Genomic DNA, 19,533 nt, shown 5'->3' with positions numbered 1-19,533 from the left:
GCCCCCCTCAGCCGCCGAGCGTATCGAGCAAGGCCTTTGCCGCCGCCTTGCCGACATTGTTGGCAGCGAACGGGCTGTCACCGGTGATCAGCTTGCGATCCTGATACGTCTTGCCGGTGATGTCCTTGTTCAGGATCTCGACGCCGAGCACCTGCAGCTGTTCGCCGAAGGCCCAGGTCAGCGCGCCCGGCATGTAGCCGATGTCTGGCGTGGTGCGGTCGATGGCGTCGGGAAATGCGCAGATCTTGTAGCCCTTGAAGGGATAATCGCCCTTGGCTTCGCCGACCGCGGACGCCAGCAGCGCCGCCGGGCCATGGCAAAGCGAGATGATATGCTTGTCGTTGTCGAGCGCCCACTTCAGGGCGGCCTTCACATCGAGGCTTTCGGGCAACCCGATCAGCGCGCCATGGCCGCCGGGAATGAAGACCGCGATGTAATCGGACTCCTTGCCGAGCTTGTTTTCGATCACGTCGGAGAGTTTGAGCGGCTGCTTCAGCCGGCCGAGATATTTCTGGTAGATGCTCTTGATCGCGTCGTCCTCCTTCGGAAACGCCCAGAGCTCCATCTTGACCGGGTTGCCCGACACGGTCGCGATGTCGAATTCGAAACCGGCCTCGAGGTGATACATCGGCAACAAGGTCTCGACCGGATGGTTGCCGGTCGAGAACATCGTGCCATTCTGCAACAGCAGATAGCGCTCATCCGCGGCGATCATCAGAATCTTCCAGCGGCCCCCCTTGTAGGCATTGGGATAGTCCGCGCCGGAGAGATCCGACTTGGCCGAGGTGAATTGCCCAAGCGAGTAAGGCGACGGAAAAAAGGCGTTGTTCTCCGCCGGATCGGGTACGGGACGCTTGTCCTGGGATTGCTCGGACATCGCGATATCCTCTCATCGTGTTGCGATCCTGCAAAGGTAAGCACGAGCCCCGAAATCACGAACGAGGGATTTCCCTCAATGGCTCGCGGGGGGGAACCCGGCGCCAGACCGGTGCAGCCTGAGGGAACGCAGCGGCGATATTCATCACAACGTCGAGAGCCCCTGCGCCACCTCCGCGTCGTTTGGCTCCAATTCATCTCCGCGGCCGGATGGTGCGCGCGACCGATCGCGGTCGCGCAAGGAGTCGTGCATGATGCCGATCAGCCGCCGGCGAGCGCTGACGCTTGCCTCGTTCGTCATAGCGAGCCCGCTGCTCGGCGCCGAAAGCGGCGCCGAACCGGCGCCGCTCCCTGGGTCTGCAACCTTCGACATGGCCAGCTTCACGGCCACCTCCAGCGGCGACGCCGACGTGGCCTTCGCCAAGGCGCTGGCTGCCGTTGCCAAGGCAGCGGCTGACGCCAGCAAGGCTGGACCGGTTCACATCGTTCTCAACCTAGAGAAGAACGCCAGCTACCGGATCGAGCGGCCGATCGCGTTCCGGCAGTTGCACGGCTTCGAGCTTAACGGCAATGGCGCGCAGCTGATCAACACGACGCGCAGCGGGACCTTCGTGATCTCGGGTTGCAGCCACCTCACGATCCGTGACCTCAGCATTGACTACGATCCGCTGCCGTTCACGCAGGGTACGATCGCGGCCTTCGACAAGGCCGCACTCGAGATCACGGTGAGGATCGATCCGGGCTATCCCGATGATGCCGCCCAGCTCGCCGCCATGGCCGGCGGCTTCTTCAAGGTGATGGACCGCCACAACCGGGCGCTGAAGACTGGCGCCCGCGACTTCCTCTCGCCGAGCCACGTCGCGCGCATCAGTGACGGCTTGATCAATGTGCGGCTGCAGTGGAGCGCGAATGACCGCTTCCCGAGCCAGCTGCCGATCGCGATCGGCGACGTGGTCGCGATCTCCAACGGCGGCGCGCACGCCGTTACGGTGGACTCCAGCGTCGCCACGAGCCTGATCGACCTGAAGCTCCTGGCCTCGCCGGGCATGGGCATCATCGAGAATGGCGGCGAAGGCTCGATGATGCTGCAAAAAGTCTCAGTCGTTCCGGGACCCCGGCCGAAGGGCGCGACGACCGACCGGCTGATCTCGACCAACTCCGACGGTTCGCACTTCACCGCGGTCGCGCGGGGTCCGACCATCGAGGATTGCAGTTTCGCCAACACCTCCGACGATGCGGTCAATGTTCACGGCTTCTACTACTACGTCGTGGCAAAGACCGCGCCGCGGCGGTTTCTGCTCAGCCCGAAATGGGACATCGGGCTTGTGGCCGGTGACGACATCGAGAGCTGCGATCACGCGACGTTTCGTTCACTGGGGCGCGGCAAGGTCGCGCAATTGACCAAGCGCCATGCGCCGGAGCTGAAGGCGAAGATCGCCCAGCTCTGGAACAACAGGAGCTCGACAACCGAGCCGGACCTGGTCTATGACGTCACCCTGCAGCAGGACCTGCCGCTCAAGGTCGGCGACGCCATCACCTCGCTGACGCATGCCGGGTCGGGCGCCACGGTGCTGAGGTGCAGCTTCCACGCCTGCGGCCGGGTGCTGATGAAGGCGCCGAACGCCATCGTCGAAAACTGCCAGTTCACCTTCTCGACCGGGGTGGCGCTGCAGGCGGGCAGCGACATCGGCTTCTGGTCGGAGTCGGGATTTGCCGACAACCTCGTGTTCAGAGGCAACCGCTTCAGCCATTGCGTCAACGGCGCCAACGAGCTGACCAGCGGCAGCGGCACCCTCGGCACCATCTATGTCGGCATGGTGCCGCCGGAGAGCGCGAAGGGATTTCAGGACAATTTCGAGAACCGGCGCGTCATCATCGAAGGCAATCATATCGACGATTCCTGCATCTACGCGATCTTCGTCAGCAATGCCGACGGCCTCAAGATCGCCGACAATGTGATCGGCCAGACATTTGTGCGCGGCAATGCGTTCGGGGCCGGCGAGTTCTTCAGGATCAGGCCCGACAGCGCGATCTATGTCGGCCACTCCAGGAACGTCGAGATCAGCAACAATGTCGCCGCACGCGGCCGGATCGCGGCGAATGCCGTCGCGATCGATCCCAGCTGCGACAAGCGCACGGTGCATCTCGCCAACAACCGGCTGGCATGAGCGAGCGCCGAATTGAGCAGAGACAACACTTCAGCCCTGTCCCTGCTTCTGCAACACCGTGATGTGCAGACGGCGGCGGATTTCCATGCCCTGGCGCCGGTACAGCGCGATCGCCGAAACATTGCTGGTGAAAACGTGCAGGAACGGAATTTCGCCGCGCGCCACGATCTGGCGGGCGACCGCCGCCAGCAGCGCCTGCGCGTAGCCGCGGCCGCGATAGTCCGGATGCACGCAGACCGCGGTCATCTCGGTAAAGTTCCCCGGCTTCATGCGTTCCCCGGTCATCGCGACCAGCTCGCCGTTCACGCGAATGCCGAGAAAGGTGCCGAGCTCATGCGTCCGCGCACTGAACGGGCCGGGCTTTGTCAGCTCCGTCAACGCCATCATCGCAGGAACGTCGGCGGCGCCGAGCGTGACGATCTCGACGCCGGACAGCGCAAAGTCTGCGGGTGTGCCGATCATCTGCTCGCCGGTCTCGGCCAGCAGCACCTTGAACGCCGCCGGCACGGTGACCGGATCGGGCGTGAACAGCACCGCGATCTCAGGTCCCGACAACAGCGCGCCGAGCGCCGCAAAGCTCTCGGGCGACATGTCGACCATGTCGGCGAAGGGTGCGATCGCGAGCGGAAAGCGCCGGGCGTCGGTGCCGCCCTCCGCCAGGCCGCGTTGTCTTGTGGTCAGCGCGCTCCAGATCGGGCGATCGAGCGGATGAAGTGGCGGTACGGCGGACATGCGGCGCTTCGCTCCTGATTTGCCTCGAACAGAGCAAGAAGCGCCGGCAAAATCCAGCATGGCGTGATGCGGATGCGGCTCACAATCACGCCAGCCGCCGGTCAAGCGATGCCGTCGGCCGGGCTACGCCACCTTGAGGCAGAGCTCGGTGCCGCCCTTGAGCGGCAGCGTGATCGACACGAAGCCATTTTTCGGATCGCGCACGAACTCCAGAAAATCCGCCTCGGCATTGTCGTTCATGACATAGCCGCCGACCCGAAGCTGCGGGGCGACGATCTCGATCACCTGGCGCGCCAGCGTCGGTCCCTTGTCGCCCGGCCAGCCATCGATCAGGATGAAGTCGACGGGACCGCCGAGATCGCGCAGCGTCTGGCGCGCATCGCCCTCGCGGATCTCGACGTAGTCGGCAAGGCCGGCATCAGTGAGATTGCGCTGCGCGGTTTGGACCTTGGCCGGCACGATCTCCGAGCCGATCACCGTGCCGCCGCCATTGTCGCGCATCGCGGCGGCGAAATACAGCGTCGACATTCCGACCGAGGTCGCGAACTCGGCGACGCGTTTGGCGCGCAGGCCGCGGCACAAGAGATAGATCAGTTCGCCCTGCTCGGGATGGATCGAGAATCCCTGCCCGGCATAGTCGTGCGGATCGCGGCTGCCGCTCTGCATCGGATTGCCCCGCACGGGCGCCCGGCGCGTCGCCTGCAGGCGCTCGATGACGGCAGCAACGCGGGCGTCAATCATCGCGCTGTGCGGTTCAGCGTTGTACATGAAAGGTCTCCTTCGCTGCGACTGTGTCATTGCTGCAGGATTTCGGCGGCAGCGCGCTCCAGGATTTTCGCGATGCGCCGCGCCTCGGCGGCATCGCTGCCGCGCTTCTGGCGCAGCGCGCTTTTCAGCGCGTGACGAGCGCGGTGCATTTCGTCGGACGCTTCGCCATCGAGATCGCTGACGCCGGCGAAGGCTTCGCGCACCTCCTCCATGCGGCGGCCGATCCGCGACAGCGCTTCGAGAATGGTGTCCGCGGTGGCGCGGTTGTCGGCGAGATGCGCCTTGCCCTGCTCGGTGATGCTGTAGAGCTTGCGCGCTGCATCCTGGGTGACGCTGGTATGGCCGATCTCTTCGAGGAATGTCAGCGCCGGATAGATCACGCCCGGGCTCGGGCTGTAGAAACCGTCTGACTTCTCCTCGATGGTCTTGATCAGCTCATAGCCGTGCGCGGGCTGCTCGCCGAGCAGCGCCAGGACGACGAGCTGCAGATCCTGCGACGAGAGCCGCCGCGATCCCGGAAAGTCGCCGCCTCCGCCTCGTCCGAAGAAGCCAGGACCGCCGCGGCCAAAGCGGTGGCCACCTCGGCCGTGCCGGCCCATGGCGAAGAACCCAAACCGGAATCCATCATCGTCCCGGTCACGAAACATCTGTTTTATCATCGCTTGTTCCTTACTGAAAACGTATCTTACGATATATCTTCAGATGAAAAGACGACAACCCACGTTTTCGTGAGGAGCCGGCGGCCCGACGCCGCGGCGGCCACGCTCGCTGGGAACGACTGGGCTTGTCGACGTTCGCGCAGCTGGCCTATGGCTTCAGAAGGTTTCCCAACTTCTGCGACTCATGCGCCCCAAAACCTTCGAAGCCCATTGCCTGCGCCTGCCCGCCGCCACCAAGGTGGTGCAATGGGAGGGCACGTCGGTGTTCAAGGTCGGCGGCAAGATGTTCGCGCTGGCCGGCGGCTTCATCGAGAGCACCGGCGGCTTCATGTTCAAGACCTCGAACATGGCCTATCAGCTGCTGATCGAGCAGGGCCTGGCGCGGCCGGCGCCGTATCTGGCGCGTGCCACATGGGTGCAGCTGGCGGCCAACGACGCCCTGCCCGACGCCGAGCTCAAGGCCTATCTCGCGCAGGCGCATGCCCTGATCGCCGCGAAGCTGACGCGGAAATCACGCAAGGCGCTCGGGCTCGCGTGACCGGCAAAAGCGTTTTCGAGCGAAGTGGATACCGGTTCGCGTGAAGAAAACGCGCCAAAACAAGAATCTAGAGCCCCGTTCCGATTCAATCGGAACGGCAAAGGCTCCGGCCGCAGCGCCGCTCAACCACCCAACGGCTTGTCGGAATCGCCCGACAGCAATTTCGGAAACAGCTCCTTGAAGGCGAACTTGTCGTCGCCCTTTGCGCGGTCGAAGCGCAGCACGACGTCGAAGCGGCTACCCTCCCATTTGGTCGGCGGCGTGCCCTTGCTGACCGGGATCAGCGGAAGGATGTCCGAGATGATCGCCTTGTGCTCCCAGCACAACAGCACGACGCCCTTCAGCGCCAGCACGGCCTGCATCAGCGCCGGCTCATCACCCTTGCCAAAGCCTTCGTTCGGCGCCAGCGAGCGGCGCGCGGCGAGTGCCGAGATCGTCTCGGCTGGACGGCTGCTTGGCGGCTGGTTGGGCGTGGTGCCGGGCGTCGCGGCGTAGATCGCGTCAGGCTTGGCATAGTCACCGCCGGTGAGATCGGTGCCGAACAACGCAGCCCAAGCACCCGCGCGCTGCCAACCGCGGAGCACAAGCGACTCGGTATCGGACACTCCGTCCGCGGTGAAGCCGGGTCCCGGCCAGCCATCGCCAGGTTTTTCGGCATGACGGATGATGAAGAGCGTGAGCGCGTCCATGGCGGCCTCGTGGGGAAGGATATGCGGGGGGAAACGGCGTCGGCGACATCGATCCTACCCCCGATCAGGCGTCGGCTTCATGAACGGCGTCACAATTTGCGAAAACTCGCGCGGTACTGCGCGGGGGACACGCCGAGCCGTTCGGAGAACACGATCCGCATCCGGTCGGCCGAGCCGAAGCCGCAGTCGAACGCAACCGCCTTCAGCGGCCGGTCCGAGCCCTCGAGCAACCGGCGCGCGGCGTCGACCCGCGCCCGTTCGACGAATTCGTGCGGCGTGATGCCGGTCTCCTGCGCGAAGCTGCGGCCGAAATTGCGCACGCTCATGCTGACGGCCTCGGCCAGCGACTGCAGCGTGTGGCGCTCGCCGACGCGCTGCATGACATGCGCCTGCGCCCGCGCGATCGGCGAATCCTCGTCGACCGGCGCGGTGAGATAGGGACTGAACTGCGACTGCCCGCCCTGGCGCTGTGCCACCACGACCAGCCGCTTTGCCACCGCGACCGCGACCTGTGGCCCATGACGCTCGGCGACGAGCGCCAATCCAAGATCGATCCCAGCGGTCACGCCGGCTGAGGTCATCAGCTTGCCGTCGCGGATGTAGATCCGGTCGAAGATCACCTCGGCGGCCGGAAAGCGCGCCGCCAGCCGCTGCGCGTTCTGCCAATGCGTCGTCACCTTGTGGCCGTCGAGCAGCCCGGCATGGCCGAGCGCGAACGCGCCGGTGCAGATCGAACCATACAATTCGGCGCGCTCGGGCGCCCCGCGCAGCCACCGCGTCAGTTCGGGATCGGGATCGGCGTCGGGCAATCCAGGCCCGCCGGCGACCAGCAGAATATCGAACTTCTCGTTTGCCTCGTCGAAGCTGAGGTCGGCGGATATCTTCATGCCGTTCGATGCGCGCAGCGGTTCGCGGTTGGCGCCGACCAGCACGGTCTCGTAGCCATGGCCTGATGGCACGAAGCCATTGGTTTCCGCGAACACATCGACGGGACCGGCGACATCGAGCGCCTGAACCCCCTCGTGAATTGCGATCGCGATCTTCTGAACCGCCATACGTTCTCCTTGCTCAGCTGGCGCGAAACGACGTCTCGTTGGCCCGATCCGGCGGCGCGCGATCGTTGCGAGATCAGGCCAAACGGGCGACATACACCCCACGGATCACGCCACCGGGCGATCCGAACCCACCGCAGAGACGAACGCTGGTGCCCGCGTGTTCGCACGCCACGGCATCGTCTTGCCACATCGAGGAGCGTCTTGAAATGACCGAGATCATCGCCGGCATCCGTGTACCCGACAGCGCCATGGCTCGCGCCGCCACCCAGCTGGTGCGCGATACCGAGGACGATCTACTCTACAATCACAGCCGCCGGGTGTTCTTCTGGGGCGCACTGACTGGCAACCGCCGCAAGCTGAAATTCGATTCCGAGCTGCTCTATATCGGCGCCATGTTCCACGACATGGGTCTCACGGCGGCGCACGCGAGCCCGGACCTGCGCTTCGAGGTGGACGGCGCCAACGCCGCGCGCGACTTCCTCAAGGGCTATGGCGTCGCCGAACGCGACATCGAGGACGTCTGGACATCGATCGCGCTGCACACCACGCCCGGCGTTCCCGAGCACATGCGCCCGACCATTGCACTGGTCACCGCCGGCGTCGAGATGGACGTGCTCGGCATCGCATATGACGATTTCGCGCACGAACACCGCGACCACGTCTGCGCGCACCATCCGCGCGAGGCCAACTTCAAGGAAAACATCATCGACCATTTCGCCGCCGGCACCATCAAGAAGCCGCACACCACCTTCGGCAACGTCAAGGCCGACGTGCTCGCGTTGAAGGACGTGAATTACACAAGGACGAACTTCTGCTCGATCATCCTCGGCTCGAAATGGCCGACATGACGCCGCGCCGAATTTCAATCCGAACCGCGAAGGAGACGACCATGACCATCGCCGTCAACACCGGCTTCGGCGAAGCGGAACGGACCAGCATCGCCGAGGCGCTCTCGAAGGTGCTTGCCGACACCTATGCGCTGTATCTGAAGACGCATGGCTACCACTGGAACGTCACCGGTCCGACGTTCCAGGCCCTGCACACGCTGTTCGAGGGACAATATCGCGAGGAGTGGCAGGCGCTGGACGACATCGCCGAGCGCATTCGCGCCCTCGGCGAGCTGGTGCCGCAGACCTACTCCGCCTTCGCCAACCTCACCGCGATCAAGGACGGCCACGCCAGCCTCGACTCCGACGCCATGGTGGCCGAGCTGCTGCTCGACAACGAGACCGTCGTGAAGGCCATCCGCGGCGCCTTCGCAGTCGCCGAGTCTGCCAGCGATGAAGCGACGATGGACATGCTCAACGCCCGCACCGCCGCTCACGAAAAGCACGCCTGGATGCTGCGCGCGACGCTCGACGTGAAATAGGACCGCCCAACAGCAGGCATATCAGGGAGAACGACAATGACCGCTTTCGAGATCAATCGCGACGCCTCCGTGGCATCGCATGCCGAGCCAGCGTTTCGCGGCAACGACCAGCCGATCCATAAAGACTACTGGCTCGACGTCGCGCTCGAGGACAGCTTTCCCTGCAGCGATCCGATCTCCTCGATGCGAGCAGACTGAACGGCGCCCGCGGCGCGGTTCAGGCGTGCGGACCGCGGTCAGGGCCAGGAGCTCGCCCACCGGCCGCGAGCGCGAGCCTGGCAAGGTAGTGCGTCCAACCCTTGTCATGGCTCGCGCACTGCGCCGCATTTGGCGTGCCGCTATGGGTCATGCGCAACAGCGTGCCGTTGTCCTGTTCCATCAGGTCGATCTCGATCAGGCTCGATCCCGGCGGCACTTCGGCGCCGCCCTCCCAGCCGAAACTGTAGGCTAGGCGATGCACCGGCACGACCTCGCGAAACGCGCCGCGCGCCGTCCGCGACAGATCGCCGGAGACGCCCTTGAGCAGATAGAGCCCGCCGGGATGCAGCTCGGTTTCGGCCTCGAGCCCCATCCAGCTGACGATCTTCTGCGGATCGGTCAGGAAGGCGAACACGGTTGCGGGCGGAGCTGCGATCTGCATCTCGCGTTGGACGATGAAGGCTTCGGTCATCGGTTGATCCTCCATGGGCGGTCAGGTTTCGGGATAATTCGTGACAAGGGCGGCGCATCAACTCCATGATGGGCGATGCGATTGTCCTCGACACTGAGCTGGCTGGTCGACGCCGCCGCCGAGACCGCGGGCGCCAACCGGTTGCTGGCGGCGACCGGATGGCCCGACCCTCGGCTGGATCGGGACACGTCCCTTCACGCCCGCGGAGGCGGATCAATTGCGCGAGGCGGCGCGCTTCACGGCCGCACCGCTTGTCGCGCTCGCCGCACGCGCGACACTCACCGCGGCGCTGGAAGCCTATCTCGGCCGGCGCAGCGCGGCGCGCGTGCTGGCGTCGCCCTTGCGGCGCAACACCGGCGAAACCATCCGGGCGGCCCTGCTGTTTGCCGATCTGCGCGGCTTCACCGCGCTCTCCGAAAACCATCCGCCTGCCGAGGTGATCGCGGCGCTCGATGCCTGGTTCGACCGCATCGCCGGCGCGATCCATGCCTTCGGCGGCGAGGTGCTGAAATTCATCGGCGACGGTCTGCTCGCGATCTTTCCGGTCACGACCAGCGCGCGCAGCGCATGCGAGGCGGCGCTGCGCGCAGTATCGGCGGCACGCGTCGGCATGGCGCATCTCGATGCCGAGCGGCGCGGCCGCGACCTGCCGCCGCTGCCATTCGGTGCGGCGCTGCATCTCGGCGAGGTGCACTGGGGCAATATCGGCGCGGCCGACCGCCTCGACTTCACCGCGATCGGCGCCGCGGTCAATCTGGTCAGCCGGCTGGAAGGACTGTGCAAGCCGCTCGAGCAGACCGTGCTGGTCTCGGGCGCACTCGCCACCGAGACCGAGATGCCGCTGATCGCACTCGGCACCCACGAGCTGCGCGGCATCGCACGGCCATGTGCGGTCGTGCCGGAGGGATGAGCCGGTCATCGGAACAACCGCAGCCACGGCGCCAGATGGAAGGCGCTCATCAGCGCATACATCGGCACCATCCCCTGCAGTGAAAGCGGCCCCTGCATGCCGCCGCAGATCATGTCGGCCGGCGCCATCGCGGCGATCAGCGCCATCAGCGCGAAGGTCGGCGCTGCCGCCAGCGCGAGCCAGCGCGCCACCATCGGACCGCGTCCGCCTAGCCGGCCCTTCAACCAATCCTCGTGTGTTTCGATCCCGGTCATCATTCGATCTCTCTGGAGCTGATCCATCTCGTCATGTGCTAGGTTAGGACCGGGCCTCGGAGGGCGAGAGTGACAAGTGTGTCGGGATTCGAATGGACTCGCTGATAACAGCTGCGGCGCGCGCGCTGGCGGCGGGTGATCCCCTCGGCGCACTGAAACGGGTGGCCCTGCGTGACGATGCCCCGGCGCTGGCGCTCCGCGGCATTGCGATGGCCCGGCTCGGCGATTTCGCCCGCGCCAAGGAGCTGTTGCGGCGGGCGGGCCGCGCCTTCGGCCCGCGGGAAGCCATCGCACGGGCGCGCTGCGTGGTGGCCGAGGCCGAGATCGCGCTGGTGTCGCGCGATCTGTCCTTTCCCAAGAAGGCGCTCGCCGCGGCGCGCGCGACGCTGGCCGCGCATGGCGACGCGCTCAACGCTGCGCATGCCGGCTATCTCGAAATCCGTCGCCTGCTGCTGATCGGAAGCCTCGATGCAGCCGAGCGTATGCTCGACGACCTCGACCCGGCGCCCTTCCCGCCGGCGCTGCGGGTCGGCCATGAACTGGTCGTGGCCGGGATCGCGATGCGGCGGCTGCGCACCAAGCCCGCACGCGAAGCGCTGGCGCGGGCCAGGGATGCGGCGCGCCGCGCCGGCATCGCCGAACTCGCGGCCGAGGTCGAAGGCACCGCGCATCTGCTCGCGACCCCCGCGGCGCGTCTGATCGCACGCGGCAGCGAGCGGCCGCTGCTGCTCGCGGAGGTCGAGGCCCTGCTGGCGTCGAAGGCGCTCGTCGTCGATGCCTGCCGCTATGTCGTGCGCGATCTCAGCACCACTGTGTCGCTGACGCGGCGGCCGGTGCTGTTCGCGCTCGCCCGCGCGCTTGGCGAAGCCTGGCCGCAGGACGTGTCGCGCGGCACGCTGATCGCGCGGGCGTTTCGCGGCAAGCACGCCGACGAATCGCACCGCGCGCGGCTCCGGGTCGAGATCGGACGTCTGCGCCGGGCATTGCGGCCGCTCGCCGATCTCACCGCGACGCCTGACGGCTTCGTGCTAGAGCCGCGCGGCCGGCGCAACGTCGCCGTGCTGGCGCTGCCGGTCGACGAGGAGCACGCGGAAGTGCTCGCCTTCCTCGCCGACGGCGAGGCCTGGTCGAGTTCGGCGCTGTCGGTGGCGCTCGGGGCAAGCCAGCGCACCGTGCAGCGCGCGCTCGACGCGCTGGCCGCCACAGGCAAGGTGCAGTCGGTCGGCCGCGCTCGTGCCCGGCGCTGGATGACGCCGCCGGTGCCGGGATTCACGACGACGTTGTTACTCCCTGCCCCGCTGCCGAACGGCTAGCATCAGGGCGCAATCAGCGCGTTTTCGAGCGAAGTGGATACCGGTTCGCGTCAAGAAAACGCGTCAAAGCAAGAACCAGGAGCGCCGCATGAAGAAGTCCGAAGCCGAGATCATCCGGGAATATGCCTTCGAAGGCGTCGAGAGCGTGGGCGGCGTCAGCTTCGACGGCGAGCAGGTCTGGTTCGCGGCCGGCGGCCGGCTGGTCGCGTTCGATCCCGACAGCGGCAAGACCACCCGCATCCTCGACATCGCGGCCCATGCCGGCACCGCCTTCGACGGCAAGCACCTCTATCAGATCGCCGAGGACCGCATTCTGAAGATCGAGCCGGACAGCGGACGCGTGGTGTCCACCATCCCCGCGCCCGGCGGCGGCCGCGACTCCGGCATGGCCTGGGCGGAAGGCTCGCTGTGGGTCGGCCAGTATCGCGACCGCACCATCCACCAGATCGATCCGGAGACCGGCAAGATCCTCCGCACCATCGAAAGCAACCGGTTCGTCACCGGTGTCTCCTGGGTCGACGGCGAGCTCTGGCACGGCACATGGGAGGAGGACCAGAGCGACGTGCGGCGGATCGATCCGCAGACCGGCGAAGTGATCGAACGGCTGGAGATGCCGCAGGGCGTGTTCGTCTCCGGGCTCGAATCCGACGGGAAGGACCGGTTCTTCTGCGGCAGCGGTTCCACCAACAACAAGGTGCGCGCCATCCGGCGGCCGAAGCGCGACCGCAAGTGACGTGCGTGACGCGATCGAACAGACCGCGTCACCCACCGTACTCTCACGCCGGCGCCGGCACCGCATTGGGCCGTGCCGCCAGCATCGGCCGGAACGTCATCATGATCAGGAACGCGCCGATGCCCATGGCCCAGGAGCCGACATAGAGCCACGTGTAGCTCGCAAAGGCATCGTAGATCAGGCCGCCGACCAAGGGGCCGGTTGCCATGCCGAGGCTGCCGGCCATCGACGTACCGCCAATCACAGTGCCCATCATCCGCAGCGGAAAATTCTCGCGGACCAGCACGGCATACAGCGGCATGGTTCCAGCATAGATGAATCCGAACAGCGCAGCGACTGCGTAGAACGCGGCAAGTTCGCGGACGAAGGCGTAACCGAGAGCGCCGAACGCCTGGGCGAGCAGGCCGAACACCAGCAAGCGCTTGGCGCCGAAGCGATCGCCGAGCAGGCCGAAGCCGATACGGCCGCCCATGCCGGCCAGTCCTTCGACGCTGTAGATCGTGACCGCTGCGATCATCGGGACGCCGCAAGTGATAGCGTAGCTGACGGTGTGGATGATCGGGCCCGAATGGGTGGCGCAGCAGAAGAAACTGGTCGCGGTCAGGATGATGAATTGCGGCGAGCGTAGCGCCTGAGCCAGCGACATCGGCGGCTCGCCGTTCTCGGTGACCGCCTCAGCGTGGTCGCTCTGCAGCGCCGGCGGACGGCGCACCAGGAACGCGACCGGGATCATGATCGCACCGACCACGCCCGACACGATCAGCATCGCGGACCGCCAGTCGTGGTGGGAGATCAGCCAGGCCGCAAGCGGCGACATCGTCATCGGCGCCATGCCCATGCCCGCCGACACCAGCGAGACGGCGAGACTGCGATGGGTGTCGAACCAGCCGGTGACGCAGGCCATCATCGGGGCGAAGATCGCGGCGGTGGCCCCACCGACCAGCACGCCGAACACGAACTGAAACGCCAGCAGCGACGTGGCCTGGCTGGCCAGCGCCAGGCTCGCCGCCAGCACGACCGATCCGGTCAGCACCACCGGGAGCGGCCCGAACCGGTCGGACAGCGTGCCCCAGATCATGCTGGTGAAGGCCATCGCGAGGAAGCCGATCGTCATCGCGCTGGAGATGCCGGTCACCGACCAGCCGGTCTCGCGCGCCATGGGCTGGAGGAACACCGGCAGCGAAAACATGCCGCCGATCGCGACGCAGCCGAGCAGGCCGCCGGCCGCGACGATCACCCAGCGATAGGTCGAATTGCTCATTCCAAAACTCCCATTCAGCTCGTTCTGAATGGAAGACGAGCGGGACGGTGAGGAACCGACAGCCGGCGACCCGCTCCGGCTCACTTTTTTGCGAGCGTGGCAGCCTCCAATGGCCGCAACCGCGCCCCGTCCCCTTGGCGCCTAGCGACCAGCCAAACTGCACCCGGGCTGCGGCGCGATCTCGCCGAGCGCACGGACCTGTACGAGTTCGCTCCCCTGTGTCCTGGCGATGAACATGTTCATCGCGGCGTGGTGATCCTGACCGAGCGTCACGGGACCGGTCGGCGACGCAATGGTGAGGCCCGCCATTGCGTCGATGATGGCCTCCTTCTCGAGCTTGCCGGCTTTCTCGGCCGCCGCCTTGAGCGCGACCAGGGTGTTGTAGTGCGTCATCACGTAATTCGACACGGCAACGCCGGCACCAGCCGCCGCGCGTGCCTTGGCGACGAATGCCTTGACGGCGGGATCGTCGCTCGCTGCGACCGCCGGCACCACGGTCACCATGTTCTGGCCCTTGCCGCGGAAGATGCCGAGGTCGACCTCCGACAAGCCAAGGAAAGCGACCGTGATGTCCTTCAGCAACCCGGCCTCGTCGGCCTGCCGGATGAAATCCATGCCGTCGCCCTTCAGCGCGAACAGCAGCACCTTGGCCTTGCTCGCCGCGACCTCCTTGATCAGCGGCGAAAAGTCGGTCTCGGTCCCCAGCGTGTATTTGGTCCCGACCACCTTGCCGCCGAGCTTCTCAATCAGGGGCTGTGCGATGTCGAACATCTGGTGCGGCCAGACCCGGTCGGCGCCGAGCGGGAAGTACGTGTTGCCGAAGGTCTGGGTCATGTAGGGCAACAGCTGGCCGAGCTCCTGGTTCGGCACCGCGCCGAACGAAAACAGATAGCGGCTGCATTTGCCGCCCTCGTAATTGGTGGCGTAGAGCAGCGGCGTCTTCGAACTCTCGGCCAGCGGCACCAGCGCATTCAAATTGCGCGAGGTGATCGGACCGACCACGGCCAGCGCGCCGTCCTTCTCGACCAGCGAGCGCATCGCGTCAGCGGCGGCCTCCGGCCGCGTCTTGTCGTCGGCATAGATGATCTCGACGGGACGGCCGAGAATCCCGCCCGCCGCGTTGATGTCGCGCGCGGCGAGATCGAGCCCGAGCTTCGCCTGCTGGCCATAAAGCTCGACGCCACCCGAAAACGGCAGCACCGCGCCGACGCGGATCGGTCCGCCGGCGTCCGCTGCGCATGAAGGTCGCAGCGCCGTGGAGCCGAGCAGCAGCGCGAGCGCGATGCACGTGATCCTGCGTGATGCCATGTGTCCTCGATTCGTACCGCCGACAAGCGCATGTCGGCCGAGTCTAGCTGCGCGGCTCGAAAGGATTGGTTAAGAGCGCAACCGCCGGGGCAATCGCTTGGTTGCGGGATTGCCTCGCGAACTCCGAGAGGTGTCGGCCAATTCGCGATGATAAAGGACAGCCAACCCTACGAACGTCGCCGGCGTGAGCCGCGAAGAAATCGGCGCGTAATTCGATTGTGGACGATGCAACCCGAACTTGCCCTCGATCCAAGATTTGAACTCAGACGACTTGATCACCTGATCGAGACGCCGCAAGCTGACTGTGTCCACGCCGAAAGCTCTCATCGCATCTCGAATCCTGGCATCCTCACGAGACTCCCAGTTTTGTGCGCGAGACCATCTGAAGAACACCTCAGGAATGCTGGTGTTTGGCATCTGGTCGTGGCACTCGCGGCAAAGCAAGAACAGATTTGACACATTGTCGCTTCCGTTGAGCGACCTTGGGATTATGTGACAGCGTTGAAGAGGAATGCGGTTCCAACATCGCAGTATTTCGTCCCAACCCGCGTCAGGCCGCTTGATGTCGTACCTTGTGCCATAGTGAAATCCACAAGCCCAACAGCGAGGCTTCCTCGGTTCTACATGCAAGTACAACCGTGAAAGCCGATGCTTCCAATACTCATATATATGCGCTTTCGACGGAAGAATCTCTGCAGACTGCCACATAGTCATAGCATGCCTCCAGAAGCAAAGCGCCGGCACGAGTTCGAGGCGACGACGGCCGAGCATCAGCGCCTGATAGAGACGCTTCCGACGCCCGACTACGACGTCGTCAACCTGCCGAAGACATCGCCGGCCGCGCGCGCCGACTTCGTCCTGGCTACGCTCGGCGGCTGCATCACATCTGTTACCTGATCAAGCCGTCACTCTGCGGCCTCGCGCAGCGGAACGCCCTGCTCGACATCGAGTTGCAAAATATCGTTGAAGCGATTGAAGGCCCCGCACAGCGCGATCCGCCAGGTCAACTCGACGATCTGCGCTTCCGAGAAATGCGCGCGGAGCCGCGCGAAGATCTCGTCGCGGGTCTTGTTCCAGTTGTTAGTGACGGCGATCGCATATTCGACCACGAGCTTGTCGAGCGCGTCGAGCTCGGGATGATCCTGATAGTCGCGCAGCCGTTCGGCGCCCTCCTCCGAGACGCCCTGGATCGCGAGCTTCGGCGCATGATGCGATACGCAATAATCGCACTTGTTCAACAGCGACACCGTCACCAGTGCGAGTTCGAGATGCCGTTTCGACAGCACCGCCTCGTCGGCAAGATCGACCAGCAGCGACCACGTGTGCTTGAAGATCGGCGGGCGCTGCGCCATAACGCCGGCCTGGTTCTCGAACGCGCCATAGGTGGTCATCTTGTCCCACAGCGGCTTGAGCTCGGCCGGCAGGTCGCTCTTGGTCTTGATGGACACGCGTGACATGGATTTTGCCTTGGATCTCGCCTCGGGTCGGAACTGAACCGGTGCAGCCTGCCCCGCTTCGGCAGGCGCCGCAAGCCGCAGCGCCGCATGGCAGGCGTCGCATCTGGTCGGCGCAACCGCCTCAGAACGACGTCCCGCCGCCGAACCTGAACTCCTGCACGATGTCGTATTTGCCCTTGGTGATTGGCACCGCGTAATCGAAGCGCAGCGGCCCGAACGGCGACGCCCAGATCAGGCCGACGCCGACCGAGGTCCTCACCACGTTCTCGTCGTCGTATTGCAGGCCGCATTTGCAAGCAGCCGTGTTCACCTCGCCGGTCGCGGCCCACGACGTCGGTCCCTGGTAACCCCAGAGCGAGCCGGCATCCGCATAGACCGCTCCCTTCAACCCGACCTCCGACGGCAAGAACCAGAATGGCATTTGCAGTTCCATCGAAGCGCCCCAATATTTGGTTCCGCCGAGCGCATCCCCGACCGCCCCGAAACTCGCGTAGGTGATGTCACGCGGACCGATGCCGTTGGTAGCAAAGCCACGCACGAGGTTCGGCCCCATCTGGAAATGATCCAGCATACGCAGATCATTGTCCCCGATCTTGGTGAGTAGGCCGCCCTGCAGGTGGATCAGCCCGATCAGGTCGGACACCAGCGGCGTATAGTACTTGGCGTCCACCGCGCTCTTCAGATAGGTCACGTCGCCGACGACGCCGGCAAAATCCTGCTTGAAGTCGATCATCAGGCCGTCGGTCGGGTTCTTGTTGTTGTCGAGGGTGTTGTAGCTCAGGGTGTAGCCGAGCTGCGAGGTCCAGGTCGCACCGGCAGCCAGCTCCTTGCGCACGGGCAAGGTGGATTCGCCGTCGCCGTAGCAACCATATCCATAGAGCCCCGATGAGACCGAGTTGGTCGGATCGACGCCGCCGAGCAGACTCTGGATGTAGGCGGGCGTCGGATTGAACGCGAGCGACGTGTTGGACGCGTTGTTGTTGCAGTTCGCGTAGGCGCTATCGAGCGAGATTTCCTGTTGGTAAAGCGAATACCGAAGCTGGAGCGTCAGATCCTCGCGCAACGCCAGACCAAGCCTTGGCGAGAACCCGATCGTCTTCACGCCATAGGTCGTGTAATCGGTTGGCAACTGCTCCTTGTAATAGGCATCGAGCCCGAGCGCGACGCGATAATCGAGCAGATACGGCTCGACAAAGGACAGCGACAGGCCGCGCGAGTACTGGCCGTAGCTGACCGTTGCCTTCGCAAACAGGCCACGGCCCAGCAGATTGCGCTCGGAGACGCTGACCTCGGCGAGCGCGCCGTCGGTGGTGGAATAGCCCCCCGAAACGGAGAAGTCACCGGTCGACTTCTCCTCCAGATTGACGACCAAGATCACGCGATCGCTCGATGAGCCGGGCTCCGTGGTGATCATGACCGTCTTGAAGTAGTCGAGATTCTTCAGCCGCCGCTCGGCACGATCGACCAGCGCGCGGTTATACGCGTCGCCCTCGGAGAGATCGAACTCGCGCCGGATCACGTAGTCGCGCGTGCGGCCGTTGCCGCGAATGTCGATGCGCTCGATATAGGTCCGCGGCCCCTCCCCCACGCGGAACATGATCCCCACCGTGTGGGCCTCGAAATTCCGGCTGCCGTCCGGACGGACCACGGCGAAGGCATAGCCGCGGCGCGAGGCTTCGATCTGCATGTCTTCGACCGATTTCTCGATGGCTTCGACATTGTAGAGCGAGCCTTCACTGACCCGCGAAAGCGAGCGCAGGCTGTTTGGATCGAACCCCGCGATGGTCGAGCGGAAGCTCACCGTCGCAACGCGGTACTGCTGCCCTTCGTCGATCTTGAAAGTGACCTGAAAACCCTTGCGTCCCGGGTCGTATTCGGCGAGCGCGGCCACGACCTGCACGTCCGCATAGCCATGCTTGAGGTAGAAGCGACGGATCAGGTCGCGATCGGCCTCGACGCGATCGGGGTCGTAGATGTCGCCGTTGCCGAGAAAGCTCAGGAGGTTCGACTCATGGGTCTTGATGATGTCCTTCAGGCGCGCCGCCGAGAAGCTGTTGTTGCCCATGAACTCGATGGTCTTGACGCCGGTCTTTTGCCCCTCCTCGACGGTGAAGACGAGATCGACGCGGTTGCTCGGCCGCTCGATGATCTCAGGCGTGACGTGCACGTCGTAGCGGCCGGAGCGCCGGTAGATTTCAGCGATCCGCAGCGCATCGGACTGCACCATCGGCCGCGACAGCGTGCCTCGCGACTTCGACTGCACCTCGGCCGAGAGCTGCTCGTCCTTGATCTTCTTGTTGCCCTCGAACGCGACGCGGTCGATCACAGGATTCTCGATCACCGAGACGACAATCCGCCCACCGGCGCGATTGATCTTGACGTCCTGGAACAGCCCGGTCGCGAGCAGCTCCTTGAACCCGTCGTCGATCGCGGCCTGATCGAGCTGTCCGCCGGGCCCCGGCCTGAAATAGGAGCGGACGGTTTCCGCCTCGATTCTCCGGTTGCCTTCGACCGTGATCGCATCGACCGATTGCGCCGCCACTGGTGCCACCAACAGCCATGTCCCCGGCGTTCCCGGGATCGACAAACCCGAGAGCACGACCGCCACGACAAGGCTCCGCCACGTCTTCATTCCACACCTCGCGAACAAGTCACCCGTTGTGACGGGACGGTGATGGCTGCGGTGTGGCTGCTAGGTTGCGGGATTATTTCCAGTGGTTTGGGACTGTAAGCGCCAAGCGACGCAGCCCTTGCCCGGCTTGTTTCCGGCAGG

21 protein-coding genes and 1 pseudogene are annotated in these 19,533 nt (G+C 65.1%); 9 read left to right on the top strand and 13 right to left on the bottom strand.

Features of this window, described 5'->3' with window-relative positions:
• Nucleotides 1-7 precede the first annotated feature (7 nt).
• The gene (gene hchA / locus K359_RS0107290) at nucleotides 8-877 is read right to left on the bottom strand and encodes a glyoxalase III HchA (protein ID WP_029078753.1); all 870 of its coding nucleotides are present in this window, start codon (nucleotides 875-877) and stop codon (nucleotides 8-10) included.
• A 250-nt stretch (nucleotides 878-1,127) separates the two neighbouring features.
• Between hchA and K359_RS0107285 the strand changes: the two genes are divergently transcribed.
• Nucleotides 1,128-3,044 (top strand): right-handed parallel beta-helix repeat-containing protein, encoded by a 1,917-nt coding sequence (locus K359_RS0107285; protein ID WP_029078752.1) that lies wholly within the window; start codon nucleotides 1,128-1,130, stop codon nucleotides 3,042-3,044.
• Between the two features lie 30 nt (nucleotides 3,045-3,074).
• On the opposite strand, the gene K359_RS0107280 is transcribed toward K359_RS0107285, so the two are convergent.
• From K359_RS0107280 to K359_RS0107270, 3 genes are all read right to left on the bottom strand, one after another.
• Nucleotides 3,075-3,776, bottom strand: coding sequence for a GNAT family N-acetyltransferase (locus K359_RS0107280; protein ID WP_029078751.1), 702 nt, complete (start codon nucleotides 3,774-3,776; stop codon nucleotides 3,075-3,077).
• Nucleotides 3,777-3,899: 123 nt separating this feature from the next.
• Entirely contained in the window at nucleotides 3,900-4,544 is a 645-nt protein-coding gene (locus K359_RS0107275) for an O-methyltransferase (protein ID WP_029078750.1), read from the bottom strand.
• A gap of 26 nt (nucleotides 4,545-4,570) precedes the next feature.
• A complete protein-coding gene (locus K359_RS0107270; protein ID WP_245284533.1) occupies nucleotides 4,571-5,203 on the bottom strand; it encodes a PadR family transcriptional regulator in 633 nt (210 codons plus the stop codon).
• A gap of 184 nt (nucleotides 5,204-5,387) precedes the next feature.
• Between K359_RS0107270 and K359_RS0107265 the strand changes: the two genes are divergently transcribed.
• Entirely contained in the window at nucleotides 5,388-5,741 is a 354-nt protein-coding gene (locus K359_RS0107265; protein ID WP_029078748.1) for an MmcQ/YjbR family DNA-binding protein, read from the top strand.
• A 122-nt stretch (nucleotides 5,742-5,863) separates the two neighbouring features.
• Here the strand turns inward: K359_RS0107265 and K359_RS0107260 are convergent, their stop codons facing one another.
• Both K359_RS0107260 and K359_RS0107255 read right to left on the bottom strand, forming a co-directional pair.
• The gene (locus K359_RS0107260) at nucleotides 5,864-6,430 is read right to left on the bottom strand and encodes a hypothetical protein (RefSeq protein ID WP_029078747.1); all 567 of its coding nucleotides are present in this window, start codon (nucleotides 6,428-6,430) and stop codon (nucleotides 5,864-5,866) included.
• Between the two features lie 89 nt (nucleotides 6,431-6,519).
• On the bottom strand, nucleotides 6,520-7,485 hold the full coding sequence (locus K359_RS0107255; protein WP_029078746.1) for a GlxA family transcriptional regulator: 966 nt from the start codon (nucleotides 7,483-7,485) through the stop codon (nucleotides 6,520-6,522).
• A 206-nt stretch (nucleotides 7,486-7,691) separates the two neighbouring features.
• On the opposite strand from K359_RS0107255, the gene K359_RS0107250 reads away from it, so the two are divergent.
• The 3 genes from K359_RS0107250 to K359_RS61120 are packed head-to-tail and all read left to right on the top strand — an operon-like array spanning nucleotide 7,692 to nucleotide 9,052.
• Nucleotides 7,692-8,333: an HD domain-containing protein gene (locus K359_RS0107250; protein WP_029078745.1), complete on the top strand. Its 642-nt coding sequence runs from the start codon at nucleotides 7,692-7,694 to the stop codon at nucleotides 8,331-8,333.
• A gap of 41 nt (nucleotides 8,334-8,374) precedes the next feature.
• On the top strand, nucleotides 8,375-8,854 hold the full coding sequence (locus K359_RS0107245) for a Dps family protein (protein ID WP_029078744.1): 480 nt from the start codon (nucleotides 8,375-8,377) through the stop codon (nucleotides 8,852-8,854).
• Nucleotides 8,855-8,890: 36 nt separating this feature from the next.
• Nucleotides 8,891-9,052: a hypothetical protein gene (locus K359_RS61120; protein WP_156928394.1), complete on the top strand. Its 162-nt coding sequence runs from the start codon at nucleotides 8,891-8,893 to the stop codon at nucleotides 9,050-9,052.
• A gap of 19 nt (nucleotides 9,053-9,071) precedes the next feature.
• Here the strand turns inward: K359_RS61120 and K359_RS0107235 are convergent, their stop codons facing one another.
• On the bottom strand, nucleotides 9,072-9,524 hold the full coding sequence (locus K359_RS0107235) for an SRPBCC domain-containing protein (RefSeq protein WP_029078743.1): 453 nt from the start codon (nucleotides 9,522-9,524) through the stop codon (nucleotides 9,072-9,074).
• A gap of 151 nt (nucleotides 9,525-9,675) precedes the next feature.
• On the opposite strand from K359_RS0107235, the pseudogene K359_RS51350 reads away from it, so the two are divergent.
• Nucleotides 9,676-10,434: pseudogene (locus K359_RS51350) on the top strand (adenylate/guanylate cyclase domain-containing protein); the annotation flags it as partial.
• 5 nt (nucleotides 10,435-10,439) lie between these two features.
• Here K359_RS51350 and K359_RS0107225 read toward each other — a convergent pair.
• Nucleotides 10,440-10,688 (bottom strand): hypothetical protein, encoded by a 249-nt coding sequence (locus K359_RS0107225; protein WP_371261137.1) that lies wholly within the window; start codon nucleotides 10,686-10,688, stop codon nucleotides 10,440-10,442.
• Nucleotides 10,689-10,780: 92 nt separating this feature from the next.
• On the opposite strand from K359_RS0107225, the gene K359_RS0107220 reads away from it, so the two are divergent.
• On the top strand, nucleotides 10,781-12,001 hold the full coding sequence (locus K359_RS0107220; RefSeq protein WP_029078741.1) for a hypothetical protein: 1,221 nt from the start codon (nucleotides 10,781-10,783) through the stop codon (nucleotides 11,999-12,001).
• 88 nt (nucleotides 12,002-12,089) lie between these two features.
• Nucleotides 12,090-12,734 carry a glutaminyl-peptide cyclotransferase gene (locus K359_RS0107215; RefSeq protein WP_029078740.1) on the top strand — a complete coding sequence of 215 codons (645 nt, stop codon included), beginning with the start codon at nucleotides 12,090-12,092 and terminating at the stop codon, nucleotides 12,732-12,734.
• Nucleotides 12,735-12,777: 43 nt separating this feature from the next.
• Here K359_RS0107215 and K359_RS0107210 read toward each other — a convergent pair whose 3' ends face one another.
• The 3 genes from K359_RS0107210 to K359_RS66140 all read right to left on the bottom strand — a co-directional run bounded on the left by K359_RS0107210 (nucleotide 12,778) and on the right by K359_RS66140 (nucleotide 16,011).
• On the bottom strand, nucleotides 12,778-13,995 hold the full coding sequence (locus K359_RS0107210) for an MFS transporter (protein WP_029078739.1): 1,218 nt from the start codon (nucleotides 13,993-13,995) through the stop codon (nucleotides 12,778-12,780).
• Nucleotides 13,996-14,136: 141 nt separating this feature from the next.
• Complete coding sequence (locus tag K359_RS0107205; RefSeq protein ID WP_029078738.1) at nucleotides 14,137-15,303, bottom strand: ABC transporter substrate-binding protein; 1,167 nt, start codon at nucleotides 15,301-15,303, stop codon at nucleotides 14,137-14,139.
• 69 nt (nucleotides 15,304-15,372) lie between these two features.
• Nucleotides 15,373-16,011 carry an HNH endonuclease gene (locus K359_RS66140; protein ID WP_371261138.1) on the bottom strand — a complete coding sequence of 213 codons (639 nt, stop codon included), beginning with the start codon at nucleotides 16,009-16,011 and terminating at the stop codon, nucleotides 15,373-15,375.
• A gap of 9 nt (nucleotides 16,012-16,020) precedes the next feature.
• On the opposite strand from K359_RS66140, the gene K359_RS63175 reads away from it, so the two are divergent.
• Nucleotides 16,021-16,200, top strand: a complete 180-nt coding sequence (locus K359_RS63175; RefSeq protein ID WP_029078737.1) for a hypothetical protein — start codon at nucleotides 16,021-16,023, stop codon at nucleotides 16,198-16,200.
• An 8-nt stretch (nucleotides 16,201-16,208) separates the two neighbouring features.
• Here the strand turns inward: K359_RS63175 and K359_RS0107195 are convergent, their stop codons facing one another.
• The gene (locus tag K359_RS0107195; RefSeq protein WP_029078736.1) at nucleotides 16,209-16,760 is read right to left on the bottom strand and encodes a carboxymuconolactone decarboxylase family protein; all 552 of its coding nucleotides are present in this window, start codon (nucleotides 16,758-16,760) and stop codon (nucleotides 16,209-16,211) included.
• A 121-nt stretch (nucleotides 16,761-16,881) separates the two neighbouring features.
• On the bottom strand, nucleotides 16,882-19,392 hold the full coding sequence (bamA, locus tag K359_RS0107190) for an outer membrane protein assembly factor BamA (RefSeq protein WP_029078735.1): 2,511 nt from the start codon (nucleotides 19,390-19,392) through the stop codon (nucleotides 16,882-16,884).
• Between the last annotated feature and the right edge of the window lie 141 nt (nucleotides 19,393-19,533).

Source organism: Bradyrhizobium sp. th-b2 (genome assembly GCF_000426785.1).
In the GTDB taxonomy this organism is placed as follows: Bacteria; Pseudomonadota; Alphaproteobacteria; order Rhizobiales; family Xanthobacteraceae; genus Bradyrhizobium; species Bradyrhizobium septentrionale.
Note: the sequence above shows the minus strand (reverse complement) of the source record. Positions and strands in the feature narration are given on the sequence as shown.